The organism is Pseudomonas sp. GW821-FHT01D09, assembly GCF_059422465.1.
The window spans coordinates 48,946-67,140 of sequence record NZ_JBWKWY010000024.1 but is presented as its reverse complement, the minus strand read 5'-3'; the positions used below and the strand labels follow the sequence as shown (position 1 = coordinate 67,140).

Genomic DNA, 18,195 nt, shown 5'->3' with positions numbered 1-18,195 from the left:
TAGATTGAGGGCCACGCGACCCAGCGCCGCCCATAACGTTATTCGTGACTACCGATTTCCAGATACTAAAACGCCGCTCGATTGAGCGGCGCTTAAGTTTATCGCAACAGATCAGTCACGCACGTAAATGATTTCCGGGCCATCTTCATCATCCACATCTTCCTCGTCCCAATCATCGTCACCGATATCATGGACCGACTTGACGCCACTGCGGCGCAGGGCACGCTGGTCATCCAGCGCCTGCAACTGGGCACGCGCCTCGTCTTCGATACGCTGATCGAGGTCGGCCAATTCAGCCTTGTAGGCCGGGTCGGCAGCCAGGCGATCAGCACGATCTTCCAGGTAACGCATGATGTCGCGGGTCAGACGCTCAGTGCCTTCTTTGGCAATGGCGGAGATCACGTAGACCGGACCTTCCCACTGCAGGCGGTCAACGATTTCCTTGACCCGCTCTTCATGCTCTTCTTCGAGGATCTGGTCGCACTTGTTCAACACCAGCCAACGGTCACGCTCAGCCAGGGACGGGCTGAACTTAGCCAACTCATTGACGATCACTTCAGCCGCGTCCGGGGCACTGGTTTCATCCAGCGGCGCCATATCGACGAGGTGCAGCAGCAAACGGGTACGGGACAAGTGCTTGAGGAAACGAATCCCCAGACCCGCGCCATCGGAAGCCCCTTCGATCAGGCCCGGAATGTCCGCGACCACAAAGCTCTTCCAGCGATCGACACTGACCACACCCAGGTTTGGCACCAGGGTGGTGAACGGATAATCCGCCACTTTGGGCTTGGCCGCAGACACCGAGCGAATGAAGGTACTTTTGCCAGCGTTGGGCAGGCCCAGCAGGCCCACATCGGCCAGCACTTTCATTTCCAGCTTCAGGTCACGCTGCTCGCCCGGCTTGCCCGGTGTGGTCTGGCGTGGCGCACGGTTGGTACTGGACTTGAATCGGGTGTTACCCAGACCGTGCCAGCCACCCTGCACCACCATCAGCTTCTGGCCGGCCTTGGTCAGGTCGCCAATCACTTCCTGGGTCGCAGAGTCGATGATCGTGGTGCCAACCGGTACGCGCAGTACCAGGTCCTCACCTTTTTTACCGGTGCAGTCGGTGCTGCCGCCGTTGGAGCCACGCTCGGCATCGAAGTGCCGGGTGTAACGGTAGTCCACCAGGGTGTTGAGGTTTTCGTCGGCCATCATATAGATGGAACCGCCATCACCCCCGTCGCCGCCGTTCGGGCCACCGTTTTCGATGAACTTTTCGCGACGGAAACTCATGCAACCGTTACCGCCGTCGCCTGCTTTTACTCGGATGGAAACTTCATCAACGAACTTCATAACAAAACGCCTCTCGCCGCATGGACGAGCTTAAGAAACCAAGACATAAGACTCTTGCAAAAATGAGCGCAGCGACCTCAATTAAACGACCGCAAATCCAGCGCTTGAGCCCATTACAAACAGCTTTGCAAGAGACTCACCCCACAAACGAAAAAGCCCCGTCGCAAGACAGGGCTTTTCCAGCGAGCTCGCAATTAAGCCGAGACAACGCTCACGTAACGGCGGTTGAACGCGCCTTTTACTTCAAACTTGATCACGCCTTCGATTTTCGCGAAGAGGGTGTGATCTTTACCCATGCCTACACCGTAACCGGCGTGGAATTGGGTGCCGCGCTGACGCACGATGATGTTGCCCGGAATGATTTTCTGGCCGCCATACATCTTAACGCCAAGGCGTTTGGCTTCTGAGTCGCGACCGTTACGGGTACTACCACCAGCTTTTTTGTGTGCCATGAGTCAATTCTCCTAGTGAGGAATTAGGCTGAAATTAAGCCTGAATACCGGTGATTTTGATCTCGGTGTACCACTGGCGGTGGCCCATACGCTTCATGTGGTGCTTACGACGACGGAACTTGATGATGCGGACTTTATCGTGACGACCTTGGGAGATCACTTCAGCCACAACGGTAGCGCCAGCAACAACTGGAGCGCCGATGTTCACGTCATCGCCATTGGCGACCAACAGAACGCGATCAAAAGTAACGGATTCGCCGGTAGCGATTTCCAGTTTTTCGATCTTCAGGTATTCACCTGGGGCGACCTTGTATTGCTTGCCACCAGTAACAATTACTGCGTACGACATGGTATTTCTCCGATAATCCTGCTCACCCAGCGCTTTATAAGAAGAGGTATTGGCTGGCATGGCTGCATGGGATGGACGTCCCGAATGCAATTGCGTAAGGCAGGTGCTGCCCAGGAAGTTCAGGGTGCGCGATTGTACGCAAGCTGTGAGAGGCTTGCAAGTAGCCGCCAGTCGCCGTGAAAGCGTAGCGAGCGAAGGGAAGACAAGGAAAAAACAGGCGAGGAAGCGGAGTTTACTGGTTGTAAATGAGCATTCCGAGCCTGTTTTTGACGCAGGATTACCGAGCGCAGTAGCTTTCACGGTGACTGGACGCGCCTTGACACCCGGGGGCGCGGGTCCTAGCATGCCGCGCAACCCTTCTGGAGCGACTGTCGCTGATGCAACCCCAAGCTTTCTACCGCGCGGTGGCGGACGATTTTAGCGCCGTCGACGGCATCATCAAGAAGCAGCTGACTTCTAAAGTGCCACTGGTCTCCAAAATTGGTGACTATATTACTTCGGCCGGCGGTAAACGCCTGCGTCCTTTATTAGTGTTGCTGTGTGGCAAGGCCCTGGGCCGCGAAGGCGATGACCTGCGCCTGCTGGCCGCCACCATCGAGTTCCTGCATACCGCCACCTTGTTGCATGACGACGTGGTCGACATGTCCGGCATGCGCCGTGGCCGTGAGACCGCCAACGCCATGTGGGGCAACGCGCCCAGCGTGCTGGTGGGCGACTTCCTGTACTCGCGCTCGTTTGAAATGATGGTCGAGCTGGGCTCGATGCCGGTGATGAAGATCCTGTCCCAGGCCACGCGCATCATCGCCGAAGGCGAAGTGCTGCAACTGTCCAAGGTGCGTGACGCCAGCACTACCGAAGAAACCTACATGGAAGTGATTCGCGGCAAGACCGCGATGCTCTTTGAAGCCTCGACCCACAGCGCCGCCGCCCTGTGCGAAGCGACCGCCGAACAGGCCGAAGCCCTGCGCACCTTTGGCGATCACCTGGGCGTGGCCTTCCAGTTGGTGGATGACCTGCTCGATTATCGCGGCGACGCCGAAACCCTGGGCAAGAACGTCGGTGACGACCTGGCCGAAGGCAAGCCGACCCTGCCGCTGATCTACACCATGCGCGAAGGCACACCGGAACAGGCGGCACTGGTGCGCAAGGCGATCCAGAAAGGCGGCATCGAAGACCTGGAAAGCATCCGCGCCGCCGTGGAAGCCTCGGGCTCGCTGGACTACACCGCGCAACTGGCCCGTGACTACGTGGCCCGCGCCATCAAATGCCTGGAAGCCCTTCCAGCCAGCGAATACCGGGATGCCCTGGTGGAGCTGAGTGAGTTTGCGGTCGCCCGTACTCACTAACCCACTGTGGGAGCTGGCTTGCCTGCGATAGCATCACCTCGCTGCAGCTGATAGACCGAGGTGCCTGCATCGCAGGCAAGCCAGCGCCGACATTGAGACCACATCGCCCCCTGCCCCGGCAAAACCCTATATAATGTGCGACTTTTAGCCATCCTGACTTTCAAGGAGCTTTAGTGAGCACGTTGCCACCCTGCCCAAAATGCAATTCCGAATACACCTACGAAGACGGCGCCCAGCTGATCTGCCCGGAATGCGCCCATGAGTGGTCCGTCGGCGGCGAAGCCGAGGCAGCCAGCGATGAAACCGTGAAGAAAGACTCTGTCGGTAACATCCTGCAAGACGGCGACACCATCACCGTGATCAAGGACCTCAAGGTCAAAGGCACCTCGCTGGTGGTCAAGGTCGGCACCAAGGTCAAGAATATCCGCCTGTGCGATGGCGACCACGATATCGATTGCAAGATCGACGGTATCGGCCCGATGAAGCTCAAGTCCGAGTTCGTGCGCAAAGTCTGAATCTGCTGTTTCCATCCCGCGCCCGCCGCGGGATGGCGTTTCGCCCTCCCGTTGATCGAACGCAATCCCCATCCAGAAAAAACCTGAAACCGCCAATAGGCACTTGCTATTCTATGAATAAGAATTATTCTCATTGAAACCCATCAAGGAGATGCGACCCATGACTTATTTGATAGATGCCTGGCTGGACCGTCCACATCCTTACCTGCGGATCCTTCATCGGGAAACCGGGGAAGTGTGCGCAGTACTGGAAGAAGAAGCGCTAAACGAACTGCAGGACCAGGGCGACCTGGACGTCAACGGCCTGAGCTCCAGTGAACCTGGGGTTTTGAAGGAGGTGGTGAGGAATCTGTTTCTGTTCTGCTATGCCCGAGCGTTGCGCCCGGTGACGGAGCTGCATGGCAAGTTTCACCCATGAGCAATTACGTACAACACTGTAGGCGCGAGCGGGCTCGCGCCTACAGGTGATTTCAGCAGAAGGTCTTACAGAACGTCGAGCAGCTCGACGTCGAATACCAGGACGCTGTGCGGCGGGATGCTGCCAACGCCTTGTGCGCCGTAGGCCAGTTCGCTCGGCACGTACAGGCGCCATTTGCTGCCGGCATTCATCAGTTGCAGGGCTTCGGTCCAGCCAGCGATCACGCCGCCAACCGGGAATTCTGCCGGCTGGCCACGCTCGTAGGAGCTGTCGAACACCGTGCCGTCGATCAGGGTGCCATGGTAGTGGGTACGCACCTGGTCTTCACGGGTCGGCTTGGCGCCGTCACCGGCGGTCAGCACTTCAAATTGCAGGCCGGAAGCCAGGGTGGTGATGCCGTCACGCTTGGCGTTTTCAGCCAGGAATGCCAGGCCAGCGCCGGCGGCGGCTTCAGCCTTGGCTGCGGCTTCGGCTTGCATGATGTCGCGGATCACTTTGAAGCTGGCCGCCATTTGCTCCTGGTCAACACGGCTTGGCTTGCCGCCGAACGCATCGGTCAGGCCAGCCAGGATCGCGTCCAGGCTGACGCCCGGTGGCGGGTTGTCGCGCAGTTGGTCGCCCAACTGACGGCCAATGCCGTAGCTGACGCGGGTTTCGTCGGTGGACAGATTGACTTCGGACATAGAAAGGCTCCGCTGTAGGACAACCGCAAAAACCCGCAAAAACGCAGTGTCTTGCCGATCATCCAAACTAAAAGGGCGAGCAGACTAGCACACTCGCCCTACGCTTGATCAGCCCAAAATCCCGGGCCAATAGGCGCCAGGCGCGGATCAATGCTTGGTCAGTTTATCCAGGTAACCCATGGCAAACGCAGAGATCACGAAGGTCATGTGAATGATCACGTACCACATCAGGTGCTGTGGATCGACATTCTTGGCGTCCATGAAGATACGCAGCAGGTGGATCGAGGAAATCGCCACAATGGACGCCGCCACTTTCATCTTCAGCGACGAAGAATCCATGGTGCCCAGCCAGTTGAGCTTTTCCTTGTTGTCATCAATATCCAGTTGCGAGACAAAGTTCTCGTAGCCGGAAATCATCACCATCACCAGCAAGCCCCCCACCAGCGCCATGTCGATCAACGACAGCAGTACCAGGATCAGCTCTGACTCGGCCATTGCAAAGACATTGGGCAGCAGATGGATCACTTCCTGGAAGAATTTCAGCGCCAACGCCAGCAGCCCGAGGGACAAGCCGAAATAGATCGGCGCCAGCAGCCAGCGGGAGGCATACATTGCATTTTCGATAAAGCGTTCCATGGAATCTCACACAGCTTGACTAGAAATGGCGGCGAGTATATCAGCCACACACATTGCGCCATAACCACCCGGAAAACTGACCTGTAGCGCTTCTGTAAGACCATTTTTCTGCTAGTGTCGGGTTCATCAATGTGGCTCGATGCTGCCGGACAGGAACCTCAAATAATGGATGTGCGATCTCCCTTGGCCAGTCTTGGCCTGTGTGTGGCATTGCTGGCGGCCAGCGGCTGCTCCCCCAGCGACGAGCACAAGCAAGCCAGTCTCGAAGAAAAAACCGCCCAGTTCGAGCAGTCCCTGGACACCATCCAGGATCCCCGCCTCAAAGAGGCCGTCGCCGAGCTGGGCGGCTCGCTGCTGTTGCTGGAGCGTGCGCGCATCAAGCTCGACACCAAGCCTGTCGAGACCGAGTACGGGGAAAACACCCTGGCCGCGCTCGCGCACTACCCTACGCCGCAAGCGCTGGTGGATACCTACATCAACGGGCTGTTCGTCCTGCGCAAGAACTCGCACTCGGACTACCTGACCGATCTGCAACCGGTGTTCCCGTTCAGCTTCAATATGCCGGACCCATTCCCCTTTCCCCATGGCCTGGAATGGCAATCGGTGACCCTGAGCAACAACAAGACCATTGCATTCCAACCGGAATGGTCGGAAACCGACCCCGGCATCCAACTGAGCCCCAGCAGCTCCAACCTGACCAACCCGGACGACCTGACTGTCACCTATCCGTTTATCGAAGGCATCGAGACGGATAACAAGAGCCAGCCCCAGCCCGTCACGCTCAAGGGCCAGATCGAGGTGATCGCCCCCCGTAAAGTCCTGACCTTCGAGCTGACCCGCAGCGACGTAGGCCACAAGCGCACCCAGGAAAACGTCACGGTGACCCTGCTGGCCCTGGAGAAAAACCACGCCGAAATCGAACTGACCAACACCGCCGCCCTGGCGCCGCAAGTGGCCGATGACTCGCCCAACCCGCTGCTGATCCAGGCCCGGGACACCACCGGGCAGTTCCTCTCACGCTCCGGCTCGATCAACGAGAGCGCCACCCAGGTGGCCTTCTACGAGCAGCAACTGGCGCAGATGCGCAAGCAGAAAACCTGGTCCGAGGCCTTTGAAAAACAGCTGGAAGACGAGCAGAAAGCCTTTGAACACAAACAGGCCAGCCATTACGCCAAGGTCTACTTCAACGGGGTGATCGATAACCTGCAAGTCAATGTGCTGGATTTTTCCGAGGCCACCGTCACCCGCAAGGCGCTGGAACTGCCGATACGGCGCTTCGACAAAAACAGCCTGGAAAAAACCGTACAGGCCCTGCCCATGCCAGTCACGGTGTATGACGACCAGGCTGCGCAATGGCTTCAAAGCGCCAGCCTCTCCGAAGACCAGTTGAAAAGCAGCGTCACGATCAGCCAGTCGGTGGAGGATGCCAGCGCCGCCCGCATCGCCTTTGACCATCCCTTCACGTTCAATGACGACCTGATCGGCTCGACCCGCGCCAGCAGCGACGCCCCGCTGACCTTCTTTGCCGCCGATGACGCAGGCAAGCGCGGCGAGCCCATCGAGTTGCCTACCGAAGCCTTTGACATCGAGCCATGGCGCGGCACCATCACCTACGATCTCAATTTATTCCCGGAAAACCCGGCGTTTGCCGTGGGATCGATCCCGATGTTCCTGGCCACCATCGAAAAAAACACGGTCAACACCACACAATTGCCCAAGGGCCTGTCGATCAAGGACAACGCGCTGATTGTCGACCAAGCACTCTTCCCTTCCGACAGCTGGCGGTTCTTTGCCAAGGACGCCAGTGGTCATTACCTGAAGGAAATCCTTGGGGTCAGCCACCGCGCTGCGGAATACGGCACCGCGCTGTTTGACGTGCATTACTTTTATGGCCAGCCAACCGTACTTGAAACCTATCAGCGCACGGCGTTGAACACCGTGCAATATGGCTTTGAGGTCAAACTGGACAAGCCTGAAACCAAATAAACCGTGGCCCTACAGGTGAACCGCCTGGGGCTGCCCGCCATTGAGCTGGCGCAGGTGGGCCTGCAGGTGCAGGCACCAGATCTGCGGGTCGTCGGCCAGCTCGTAGCCGTGCAGGGTCAGGCTTTGCACAATGGATTCAAGCATGTTTTCCGCCACGAACGGCCCATGAAAGGGCCCTTGGGACTTGATGGTCGAGGGCTGCTCGCCCGTCATGCCGGCGGCAAACAACAGCGTCCACATCCCGGTATCCCCCGCAAGAGGGCGAATGGAACATTCAATTCGAGTGACCAGGCCCAGGCACTGGCGGGTGAGGCAAAGGTTGCGCGGCATGGCGGCGACCCTCGGTAGATCCGGTGTTCAGCCTCCAGACACAAGGCTGTCTCTATCCCATGACTCCTACAGATATCCTTGCTCTGAGAATAGAAGAAAACCGCTATAAACCAAGGTTGTAGAGACCAACGGTGGTTTGCCCCGAAAACCCAGTCAAAATCATGACACGCTTTCTGTAGGAACGAGCTTACTCGCGAAGTTCTCAAGTACAACGCGTTAATCCAGAAGGCACGCGTTATCGTTGACGATCTTCGTGAGCAAGCTCGCTCGTATCAGGTGGGCTTGGCCTCAGCCAACGCCTGCTGCGCCAGCTCCTTTTCCGCTTCCTTGAGGTCTTCTTCGCTGATCATCTCGGCAATGGCCCGCAAGCGCTCAACCACGCGGGCGTTGACGCTGCCCTCGGGAAATTGCCCTTCGGCATCCGGTTCACCGGCCGGTTCACCCACCAACAAGCTCAAGGCCTCGTCGGCCTGGCGCACGGCATACACATGGAACTGCCCTGCCCGCACGGCCTGCAACACCTTCTCATCAAGCATCAGCGTCGCGACGTTGGCCTGGGGAATGATCGCACCCTGCTCGCCCGTCAAGCCACGGGCCTCGCATAGGCGGAAGAAGCCTTCGATCTTCTCGTTGACCCCACCCACCGCCTGCACTTCGCCAAACTGGTTGATTGAGCCGGTAATGGCAAAGCACTGCTTGAGCGGCGTCTTCGACAAGGCCGAAATCAACGTGCAGGCCTCACCCAACGAGGCGCTGTCGCCGTCGACGTACCCGTAGGATTGCTCCAGGGCGATGCTCGCAGAGATCGCCAGGGGGAACTCCTGGGCATAGCGGCTGCCCAGGTAACCGGTCAGGATCATCACGCCCTTGGAGTGGATCGGCTGGCCGAGGTTGACCTCACGTTCGATATCGACAATGCCGCTGCCGCCCGGATACACCGTGGCCGAAATCCGCGCCGGCACGCCGAATGCCGAATCACCGACCTCCAGCACCGTCAGCCCGTTGCATTTGCCCACGGCCGCGCCGGCGGTGTCGATCAGGATGACCCCGGCGAGCATGTCGTCGAGGATCCGCGCCGAAACCCGCCCGGTACGGGTGGCCTTGGCCTTCAGCGCGCGCTCGATATGCCCGGCATCGGTGCGCTCATCACCCGCCAGGTGACGAATGAAATCCGCCTCGCTGACCAGCTGGAACAGGTCGCCGATCCGCGCCGACAAACGCCCCTGGTGTTCCGCCAGCCGTGCGCTGTAGGTCGCCAGGCGCGCCACCGCATCGGAGGTCAGCGGTGCCATGCCCTCTTCCGAGGTCCGGGTTTTCAGCAACTGGGCGAACTGCTCCAGGCTTTCATCGACCATCGGGATGTCTTCATCGAAATCCACCAGCACCCGGAACATCTCCTGGAAGTCTGGATCCAGGTCTTGCAGGGTGTAGTACAGCGAACGGGCGCCAATGATGATGACCTTGACCTGCAACGGGATCACTTGCGGGTTGAGGGTCACGGTAGCCAGGCGGCCCAGCTCGCCCAGGGGCGACTCCATCTTCAGCTTGCGCGATTGCAGGGCCCGCTTGAGCGCGTCCCAGACAAACGGCTCGCTGAGCATTTTCTCGGCTTCGAGGATCAGGAAACCGCCGTTGGCACGGTGCAACGCCCCCGGGCGCAGTTGCCGGTACGTGGTGTAGAGCGCGCCCTGGTCGGTGCTGTACTCGATCCGGCCAAACAGGTTGTCGTAGGTCGGGTGCGGCTCGAACACCACCGGTGCGCCGCCATTGAGCGGATGGCCCACCACCAGGCTCGGGCAGTATTGCTCCTCGAGCAACTTGCGCGCCTGGGCGTCGGTTTTCGCGTCATCCACCAGCAGCTCGACCACGGTCTTGAGCAGATAGACCTGCATCGCCTGCAGGTAGCCGCAGACGCCGGCGTTCTCGGCGTACTTCTCGGACAACGGCGCCAACAACGGCTGCAAGGCCAGGGTGATGGTCTCTTCGTTGAACTGGCGCATCTGGTTGTTGGACTCGCGCTTCCACTGCGGCAGGCTGGCGAGTTCTTCGTTGAGGCGCTCTTCGAGCTCGGAAATATCCGTGTGGAAACGCTCGCGGTCGACTTCCGGCAACTGCGAGAACTCGGCCTCATCCAGGGCCTTGCCATCGAGCATCGGGGTAAAGGCGATGTTGGTGCTGTCGCGGTACAGCGCCACGTCCTTTTCCAGGGCCAGGCGCTCGATCACATCCAGGGCGCGGTCGTAGCGCTGGTTGAAGGCGCGGTCGATCGCACTTTTGCGTTGCTGGTACGTCGGGTGCTCGAACACCGCCGGGAAGGTGGCGACCAGGTTGTCGATCAGGCCGCTGATATCGGCGATAAAGGGCGCCGCGCCGCCCGCTGGCAACTCCAGGGCGCGGGGCTCGCGCGGCTCATCGAAATTATTGACATAGACCCAGTCTGCCGGGGTCTGCAGGCGTTTGCCTTCGGCCTTGAGGTAGCGTTTGACGAACGAAAAGCGGCCGGTACCGGGCTCGCCCATGACAAACACGTTGTAACCGGGGCGTGGCATGGCCACACCGAACTGCAAGGCTTCAACCGCGCGTTCCTGGCCAAGCACACCGCGAAAGGGCTCCAAATCATTGGTGGTCGAGAAGCTGAACTGTTCAGCGGAGAAAGGGCGGGTCAGCGCTTCGGGCGCTAGACGCAAGCTGGCAGCAACAGGATCAGGCATCGGGCTTCCTTACATCAGGCGGGGCAATGGCGGCATTCTGGCGCCGTGCGTAGCCGGCTGGCAAGGCACGACTGAGGTAAAGCATAGACACGGGATGGCGCCTGCAAAAAAACCAGTCTGCACTGATTGTTTTACAAAAAACCACGGAACCCTTGGAACATGCCTAAACTCCAAACTGCGCGGGTTGGACTAAATAACTGGCCCCTAGGGCGTCTTGAGGCGCCTGAACCCTTGTCCATTGGTTTGCACACTAAGAGAACAAAGCTATGAAACGGATCCTTCTCGGTACTCTCTTCACCGTTGTCTCCCTCAATGCAATGGCCGAAGCGCCAGGTGGCCCGAACTGCGGTTGGGGCAACATGCTGTTTGAAGGCCAGCGCGGCACGCCAGCCCACTTCCTGGCTTCTACCACCAACGGCACCTCCGGTAACGCCACCTTCGGCATGACCTCGGGCACCAACGGTTGCAGCACCAACAGCGCGCTGACTTACGGCGGCAAATCGTGGATTGCCATGAATGGCATGATGAACGAGCTGTCCGAAGACATGGCCAAAGGCAATGGCGAAGCACTGACCACCTATGCCGTGGTCCTGGGCGTTGCCCCTGAAGACCGCGACCACTTCGCCGCGGTGACTCACGAACACTTCCAGCAAATCTTCAGCAAGGCTGACGTGACCGCAGAAGACGTGCACTCCAACACCATCGCTGTTCTCAAGGGCGACGCCCGCCTGGCGAAATACGCTACCCAGGCTTAAGCTCGACCTGCCCGCGCCCTTACCCGGCGCGGGTTTTATTTTTTGGACCTGCCCCTTTCCCGGGTCTTTATTTATTCCGACTTAAGTTGCCCCCTATGCTCAAACGCCTTGCCTGCCTGGCACTCTTTGCCTGCGCCCCGCTATCTGCGGCACCGCACCTTGATGATCAACGTTTGCAGCAACTGGCCAATGATCCGTTCTGGCTCTCGCTGGGGCACTACGAAGCCGGCAAGCTCAAAGGCTGGCGCAGCTATGTCAGCGACCAGAAGTTCTTCCTCGCCAAAGACGGCGCGCACCACCCGGACGCCGAGCTCAAGGCCACCGTGGATGCGCTGTACGCCCCGGCCAACCTCGGCGAAAAACATGCCCAATGCGTGTACCCGGCCCGCACCCGCTGGCTCAAGGACCAGTTGCACCTGACTGACCTGCCCGCCGTGGACTGCGCCGAGTTCAAGCAGTGGTTCAAGGACGTCGCGCCCCACAGCGCGGTGATGATCTTCCCGGCGGCCTATCTCAACAGCCCGTCATCGATGTTCGGCCATACCTTGCTGCGCATCGACCAGGCAGACGTGCAAAGCAACAAGACTGCGCTGCTCAGCTACGCGATCAACTTCGGTGCCTACATCGAAGGCTCGGACAACAGCATCCTCTATGCCTGGAAAGGCCTGATGGGCGGTTATCCCGGCCTGTTCGCCCTGGTGCCCTACCAGGAAAAACTCTCGGAATACCGCAGCCTGGAGAACCGCGACCTGTGGGAATACCGCCTGAACCTGACCCAGGTCGAGACCGAGCGCATGGTCGAGCACGTGTGGGAACTCAAGCAGATCCAGTTCGACTACTTCTTCTTCGACGAAAACTGCTCGTACCGCCTGCTGGAACTGCTGCAAGTGGCCCGCCCCGGCCTGCGCCTGACCGAACAGTTCCCGCTGACTGCCATCCCCACCGACACGGTAAAGGCGGTGAAAGACGCGGGCCTGGTGGAAAAGATCGACTACCGCCCATCCCGCGAGCGCGAGTTGCTGGAGCGCGCCAAGCCCCTGGACAGTGCCGAGCAGCAATGGGTGCTGAAGATCAGCGATGACCAGAAGCAATTGCAAGACCCGACGTTCAAAAGCCTGGGCAAAGACCGCCAGGCCCTGATCATCGACGCCGCCTACCGCCTGGGCCGCTATCGCGCCAACGGCCTGGAGCGCGACAGCGAACGCTCCCAGCGCAGTTTCGAGTTATTGCGGGCCATCAACCAGAACCCGGCGCCCGACCTGCAGATCGAGCGCCCCGGCCTGCCGGAAAACGGCCATGAATCGCGGACCTGGCAAGCCGGTATCGGCACCCGTGGCGACAAGGCCTTCGGCGAATACGGCCTGCGCATGGCCTACCACGACCTCAACGACAACGCCGAAGGCTTCCCCCTGGGCGCGCAGATCGAAATCCTGCAGATGAAACTGCGCCAGTACGAAGGCAACAACTGGCAATTGCAGCAACTGGACCTGGCGACCATCCGCTCCCTGACCCCACGCAATGAGCTATTGCAGCCGCTGTCCTGGCAAGTCACCGGCGGCCTGGAGCGCGTACCGGGCAAGCATGACGACGAAACCCTGGTCAGCCACGTCAACGGTGGCGCCGGCGGCACCTGGCAATTGCACGACGACATGCTCGGCTTCGCCCTCGGCACCGTGCGCGTGGAACATAACAATGACTTCAACGAATTCATCTCCCCCGCTGCCGGCTTCAACACCGGCCTGCTGTGGAAAAACCCGCTGGGCAACCTGAGCCTGGAGGCCAAGGGCGACTTTTTCACCAATGGCGAGGTACGGCGTAGTATCAGCCTCAATCAACAGTGGGAAGTGTCGCGTAACCTGGGTGTGCGCCTGAGTGCGCAGCGCGAGTTCAGCCACTTGGCAACGCCGGTGAACGAAGTGATGCTTGAGCTGAAGTGGTATCACTACTGAGCGGCCCCAAAGCCCACTGAAGATCCAATGTGGGGCTGTGTGGGAGCGGGCCCGCGTTTATCCCACACCCCAAGGAGTTCTTACGACATGGCCGTTACCTGCACCAGCCTTGAACACGTCCGGGAAAACATCGACCGCCTTGACCGCCAGATCGTCGCCCTGCTGGCCGAGCGCGGCAGTTTCGTGTCCCAGGCCGCCTATTTCAAAAAAGACAGCGATGGGGTCAAGGCGCCCCAGCGCGTCGAACAGGTCATCAGCAAGGTTCGCGATTTGGCGCAAACCCTTGGCGCCAACCCCGACGTTACCGAGCAGGTGTATCGCGCGATGATTGCCGCCTTCATCCAGCAGGAACTGGCCGAACACGCTGCACTTGTGCAACCCACGACATAACCTGCGCTCGCCACAGAAAATTTGCCGTTCAAACAAATTGCTCACCCGGCCTTCACATCTCCCCAACGAATCCCCTTCTAGACTTCCCGTAGGGGCCACTTAATGGCCAGGGAGTATGAGATGTGGCGGTTCGCGGTGATGCTGGGGGTGGTGATGGCGCTTTCAGGCTGCCAATCCACCCATGATGAGTTACTGGCCAAGGGGTATCCACCGGCCTTCGCCGACGGGTTTGACGATGGCTGCACCAGTGGGCGCCAGGCCGCCGGGGTGATCACCGGGACGTTTCGCAAAAACGTCCCGCGCTATTTGAAAGACCGTGCCTATGCCGAAGGCTGGGAAGATGGCTTTCGCCAGTGCAAGGCCATGCGTGAGAGCGAAGACCGCAATGAGTATAGGGAACGCCATTGGGATGAGCGCGAACGCGCCTGGCAGCAGGAGAAGGATCGCGACGCGGCACGGGCCTATCGCAGCCAGTAACGAATGTGGGAGCTGTCGAGCCCCAGCGAGGCTGCGATTGCGCTGGGCCAGGCAGTCAACCTGTAACTGACCTACCGCTCTCGCAGCCTCGCTGGGGCTCGACAGTTCCCACAAGGGATCATCGGTGTCGCTCAGGTCGCACCTTAGACAATGCCCTGCGCCAGCATCGCATCCGCCACTTTCACAAAACCGGCGATGTTCGCGCCTTTCACGTAGTTGACCCGGCCGTTTTCTTCACCGTAGTGCACGCAGGCATGGTGGATCGACTGCATGATGTTGTGCAGCTTGCTGTCCACTTCACCGGCGGTCCACAGCAGGCGCATGGCGTTTTGCGACATTTCCAGGCCACTCACGGCCACGCCGCCGGCGTTCGACGCCTTGCCCGGGGCGAACAGGATGCCCGCTTCGATAAAGATATCCACAGCCTCCAGGGTGGTGGGCATGTTGGCGCCTTCGGCCACGCAGATGCAGCCGTTGCGCAGCAGGGTGCGGGCGGCTTCGGCGTCCAGTTCGTTCTGGGTCGCGCATGGCAGGGCGATGTCGCACACCAGTTCCCAGGGGGCCTGGCCGGCACGGAATTCCAGGCCGAAACGCGAGGCCAGTTCGCTGATGCGTCCGCGCTGCACATTTTTCAGCTCCAACAGGGCCGACCATTGTTCCTCGGTCAAGCCGCTCTCGCAGTACAGGGTGCCTTCGGAGTCGGACAGGGAAATCACCTTGCCGCCCAGGTCCATGACCTTGCGTGCCGCGTATTGCGCGACGTTGCCTGAGCCGGAAACCGCCACACGCTTGCCTTCGACACGCTGGCCCTGGCGCTTGAGCATCTCCTCGGCAAAGTACACACAACCAAAACCGGTGGCTTCCGGGCGGATCAGGCTGCCGCCGTAGCTCATGCCCTTGCCGGTAAATACCGAGGTGAATTGGTTGCTCAGGCGCTTGTACTGGCCAAACAGGAAACCGATTTCCCGGGCACCCACGCCGATATCGCCGGCCGGTACGTCCACGTCCGCGCCAATATGGCGGTACAACTCGCTCATGAACGACTGGCAGAAACGCATGACTTCGGCGTCGCTCTTGCCCTTGGGGTCAAAGTCCGAGCCGCCCTTGCCGCCGCCCATGGGCAGCGAGGTCAGGGAGTTCTTGAAGGTCTGCTCGAAAGCGAGGAATTTCAGCACCCCCAGGTTGACCGACGGGTGAAAGCGCAAGCCGCCTTTATAGGGGCCGATGGCGCTGTTCATCTGGATACGGAAACCGCGATTGACCTGGACCTTGCCCTGGTCATCGACCCACGATACCCGGAAGGTAATGGCCCGTTCCGGCTCGCAGATACGCTCCAGAATGCCCGAGGTCAGGTAGTGGGGATTGGCTTCAAGAAAAGGCCACAGGCTGCGTAGGACTTCTTCCACAGCTTGGTGGAATTCCGGCTGGTCCGGGTCGCGTTTTTTGAGGCGGGCAAGGAAGGATTCGACGGATTCGATCATGAAAAGTCTCGGCAGATTTATTGTCGTTAATGGCGATTTGCCCAGGACTTTATCAATTCATGTCGCACCGTGACAGGGCAAAATGTCGCTTTTGTGAATTTAAATGGTGCAATAGATATAAATAACCCTGATTTTCTGCCCTCCAACAGGGATTTCAATGCCAGAGATGCACCAATAGTTAAACCGCTATCGCAGGCAAGCCAGCTCCCACACTTGACCGTGTCGTAGCAGAGGTACGCGATCTGATGTGGGAGCTGGCTTGCCTGCGATGAAGTCACCTCGGCCCCTCTCTATTGCGCCAAAAAAAAACGGAGCCCGAAGGCTCCGCTTTTCAAACCACCGACCCGATTCAGGCCAGTTTCTTGTGCCGTACCCGGTGCGGCTGGGCAGCCGCTTCGCCCAGGCGCTTCTTGCGATCGGCTTCGTATTCGGTGTAGTTGCCTTCAAAGAACACCGCTTGCGAGTCGTCTTCGTACGCCAGGATGTGCGTGGCCACGCGGTCAAGGAACCACCGGTCGTGAGAGATCACAATCGCGGCGCCCGGGAAGTCCAGCAGGGCTTCTTCCAGGGAACGCAGGGTTTCAACGTCGAGGTCGTTGGACGGTTCGTCGAGCAGCAGGACGTTGCCGCCCTCTTTCAGGGTCAGGGCCAGATGCAAGCGACCGCGCTCACCACCGGACAGGTCCTTGACGAACTTCTGCTGGTCGCCGCCCTTGAAGTTGAAACGTCCCACGTAGGTGCGCGACGGGATTTCATAGTTGCCGATACGGATCTGGTCGGAACCGTCGGAAATCTGCTGGAACACGGTCTTGCTGCCGTCGAGGTCTTCCCGGCTCTGGTCGACACAGGCCAACTGCACGGTTTCGCCGACTTCGATGGTGCCCGAATCCGGTTGTTCCTTGCCCATCAGCATGCGGAACAGCGTGGATTTACCCGCGCCGTTACCGCCGATCACGCCGACGATGGCGCCTTTAGGCATGGAGAACGACAGGTTGTCGATCAGCACGCGATCGCCATAGCCCTTGCAGACGTTCTTGAACTCAATGACCTTGTCACCCAGGCGCGGACCGGCCGGGATGTAGATTTCGTTGGTCTCGCTGCGCTTCTGGAATTCCTGGGACTGCATTTCCTCGAAGCGTTGCAGACGGGCCTTGGATTTCGACTGGCGGGCCTTGGCGCCTTTGCGCACCCATTCCAGTTCGTCCTTCATGGCCTTTTCATGGGCCGACTGCTGCTTGGATTCGGCCGCCAGACGGTCGGACTTGGCTTCCAGCCAACCGGAGTAGTTACCCTCGTAAGGGATACCGGCGCCACGGTCGAGTTCCAGGATCCAGCCGGCGACGTTGTCCAGGAAGTACCGGTCGTGCGTGATCGCAACCACGGTGCCCGGGAAGTCATGGAGGAAGTGTTCCAGCCAGGCCACGGAATCGGCGTCCAGGTGGTTGGTCGGTTCGTCGAGCAGCAGCATGTCAGGGGCCGACAGCAGCAAGCGGCACAGGGCCACGCGGCGCTTTTCACCACCGGACAGGTGCTCGACCTTGGCGTCCCAGGCCGGCAGGCGCAGGGCATCGGCGGCGACTTCCAGCTGGCGCTCCAGGTTGTGACCGTCGCCGGCCTGCAGGATGGCTTCGAGCTTGGCCTGTTCGGCGGCCAGTTTGTCGAAGTCGGCATCCGGCTCGGCGTAGGCGGCGTAGACCTCGTCCAGACGGGCCTGGGCGTCCTTGATCACGCTGACGGCTTCCTCGACCACTTCACGCACGGTCTTGGACGGGTCCAGGATCGGCTCTTGCGGCAGGTAGCCGATGTTCAGTTCGGGCATCGGGCGGGCTTCGCCTTCAAATTCAGTGTCGACGCCGGCCATGATTTTCAGCAGCGTGGACTTACCCGAACCGTTGAGGCCGAGCACGCCGATCTTGGCGCCCGGGAAGAAGGACAGCGAAATGTTTTTCAGGATTTCCCGCTTCGGTGGAACAACTTTGCCCAACCGATGCATGGTGAAAACGTATTGAGCCAAAATGTGGACCTCGTAAAAAGATGAGAACAGGGCCTGCGTAGCGTCATGGCGCTGTACGTAGCACATCGAATGATCAAGGTTAACCTAAGTCAGCGGCGGCGGGCAGATTGACAGGCGCTTTTGAGCCGCGCTTTTTCCGGCTGTAGCCCAGATAGAGCACAATACCCGGCAACGCGCCGCCCAAAAAATGGGCAATTCGTCATGCAATTCACGGCGGTGGTGATCCCCGTTGGCTGCGCCTGGGTGCTGTTCGGCGCGCGCCTCAGACGCAGCGGGCATGCCTGGCTGACGCCGCGGACAATAAACCGCACAGCTTCTGTGGTTATCAGTTGCTTTGCACTAGGGATTCTATTCAGACTGGCGGATGC

Annotated in this window: 17 protein-coding genes; 8 read left to right on the top strand and 9 right to left on the bottom strand. The window is 59.6% G+C overall.

The features are described from left to right. Positions 1–111: 111 nt before the first annotated feature. The 3 genes from cgtA to rplU all read right to left on the bottom strand — a co-directional run bounded on the left by cgtA (position 112) and on the right by rplU (position 2,136). Positions 112–1,335 carry an Obg family GTPase CgtA gene (gene cgtA, locus AC07W7_RS19545; RefSeq protein WP_029292050.1) on the bottom strand — a complete coding sequence of 408 codons (1,224 nt, stop codon included), beginning with the start codon at positions 1,333–1,335 and terminating at the stop codon, positions 112–114. 194 nt (positions 1,336–1,529) lie between these two features. Beyond that, complete coding sequence (gene rpmA / locus AC07W7_RS19540) at positions 1,530–1,787, bottom strand: 50S ribosomal protein L27 (RefSeq protein WP_029292052.1); 258 nt, start codon at positions 1,785–1,787, stop codon at positions 1,530–1,532. Between the two features lie 34 nt (positions 1,788–1,821). Next, complete coding sequence (gene rplU / locus AC07W7_RS19535; RefSeq protein WP_003176051.1) at positions 1,822–2,136, bottom strand: 50S ribosomal protein L21; 315 nt, start codon at positions 2,134–2,136, stop codon at positions 1,822–1,824. A gap of 377 nt (positions 2,137–2,513) precedes the next feature. On the opposite strand from rplU, the gene AC07W7_RS19530 reads away from it, so the two are divergent. The 3 genes from AC07W7_RS19530 to AC07W7_RS19520 all read left to right on the top strand — a co-directional run bounded on the left by AC07W7_RS19530 (position 2,514) and on the right by AC07W7_RS19520 (position 4,415). Then, positions 2,514–3,482 carry a polyprenyl synthetase family protein gene (locus AC07W7_RS19530; RefSeq protein WP_032861875.1) on the top strand — a complete coding sequence of 323 codons (969 nt, stop codon included), beginning with the start codon at positions 2,514–2,516 and terminating at the stop codon, positions 3,480–3,482. Between the two features lie 173 nt (positions 3,483–3,655). Then, the gene (locus AC07W7_RS19525) at positions 3,656–3,997 is read left to right on the top strand and encodes a zinc ribbon domain-containing protein YjdM (RefSeq protein WP_197881321.1); all 342 of its coding nucleotides are present in this window, start codon (positions 3,656–3,658) and stop codon (positions 3,995–3,997) included. A 160-nt stretch (positions 3,998–4,157) separates the two neighbouring features. Further along, positions 4,158–4,415: a PA4570 family protein gene (locus tag AC07W7_RS19520; RefSeq protein WP_029292069.1), complete on the top strand. Its 258-nt coding sequence runs from the start codon at positions 4,158–4,160 to the stop codon at positions 4,413–4,415. Between the two features lie 65 nt (positions 4,416–4,480). Here AC07W7_RS19520 and bamJ read toward each other — a convergent pair whose 3' ends face one another. Next, a complete protein-coding gene (gene bamJ / locus AC07W7_RS19515) occupies positions 4,481–5,098 on the bottom strand; it encodes a BamJ family beta-barrel-assembly machinery protein (RefSeq protein ID WP_038443496.1) in 618 nt (205 codons plus the stop codon). A gap of 147 nt (positions 5,099–5,245) precedes the next feature. Further along, a complete protein-coding gene (locus AC07W7_RS19510) occupies positions 5,246–5,734 on the bottom strand; it encodes a TIGR00645 family protein (RefSeq protein ID WP_057441112.1) in 489 nt (162 codons plus the stop codon). Between the two features lie 165 nt (positions 5,735–5,899). Between AC07W7_RS19510 and AC07W7_RS19505 the strand changes: the two genes are divergently transcribed. Further along, the gene (locus AC07W7_RS19505) at positions 5,900–7,720 is read left to right on the top strand and encodes a hypothetical protein (protein ID WP_099167498.1); all 1,821 of its coding nucleotides are present in this window, start codon (positions 5,900–5,902) and stop codon (positions 7,718–7,720) included. Positions 7,721–7,729: 9 nt separating this feature from the next. Here the strand turns inward: AC07W7_RS19505 and AC07W7_RS19500 are convergent, their stop codons facing one another. Together AC07W7_RS19500 and AC07W7_RS19495 are read right to left on the bottom strand one after the other, a co-directional pair. Next, positions 7,730–8,050: a PA4575 family protein gene (locus AC07W7_RS19500; protein WP_076963574.1), complete on the bottom strand. Its 321-nt coding sequence runs from the start codon at positions 8,048–8,050 to the stop codon at positions 7,730–7,732. Positions 8,051–8,322: 272 nt separating this feature from the next. Next, complete coding sequence (locus AC07W7_RS19495) at positions 8,323–10,761, bottom strand: Lon protease family protein (RefSeq protein ID WP_076963573.1); 2,439 nt, start codon at positions 10,759–10,761, stop codon at positions 8,323–8,325. A gap of 266 nt (positions 10,762–11,027) precedes the next feature. Between AC07W7_RS19495 and AC07W7_RS19490 the strand changes: the two genes are divergently transcribed. From AC07W7_RS19490 to AC07W7_RS19475, 4 genes are all read left to right on the top strand, one after another. After that, entirely contained in the window at positions 11,028–11,516 is a 489-nt protein-coding gene (locus AC07W7_RS19490) for a DUF3015 domain-containing protein (protein ID WP_029292080.1), read from the top strand. 95 nt (positions 11,517–11,611) lie between these two features. Then, positions 11,612–13,465, top strand: coding sequence for an Lnb N-terminal periplasmic domain-containing protein (locus AC07W7_RS19485; protein WP_197881323.1), 1,854 nt, complete (start codon positions 11,612–11,614; stop codon positions 13,463–13,465). Between the two features lie 87 nt (positions 13,466–13,552). Continuing rightward, positions 13,553–13,855, top strand: coding sequence for a chorismate mutase (locus AC07W7_RS19480; protein WP_495039938.1), 303 nt, complete (start codon positions 13,553–13,555; stop codon positions 13,853–13,855). Between the two features lie 120 nt (positions 13,856–13,975). Continuing rightward, the gene (locus AC07W7_RS19475; protein WP_495039937.1) at positions 13,976–14,332 is read left to right on the top strand and encodes a hypothetical protein; all 357 of its coding nucleotides are present in this window, start codon (positions 13,976–13,978) and stop codon (positions 14,330–14,332) included. A 143-nt stretch (positions 14,333–14,475) separates the two neighbouring features. Here AC07W7_RS19475 and gdhA read toward each other — a convergent pair whose 3' ends face one another. Then, on the bottom strand, positions 14,476–15,813 hold the full coding sequence (gene gdhA, locus AC07W7_RS19470) for an NADP-specific glutamate dehydrogenase (protein WP_076963568.1): 1,338 nt from the start codon (positions 15,811–15,813) through the stop codon (positions 14,476–14,478). A 349-nt stretch (positions 15,814–16,162) separates the two neighbouring features. Next, the gene (gene ettA / locus AC07W7_RS19465) at positions 16,163–17,827 is read right to left on the bottom strand and encodes an energy-dependent translational throttle protein EttA (protein ID WP_029292090.1); all 1,665 of its coding nucleotides are present in this window, start codon (positions 17,825–17,827) and stop codon (positions 16,163–16,165) included. Positions 17,828–18,195 lie beyond the last annotated feature (368 nt).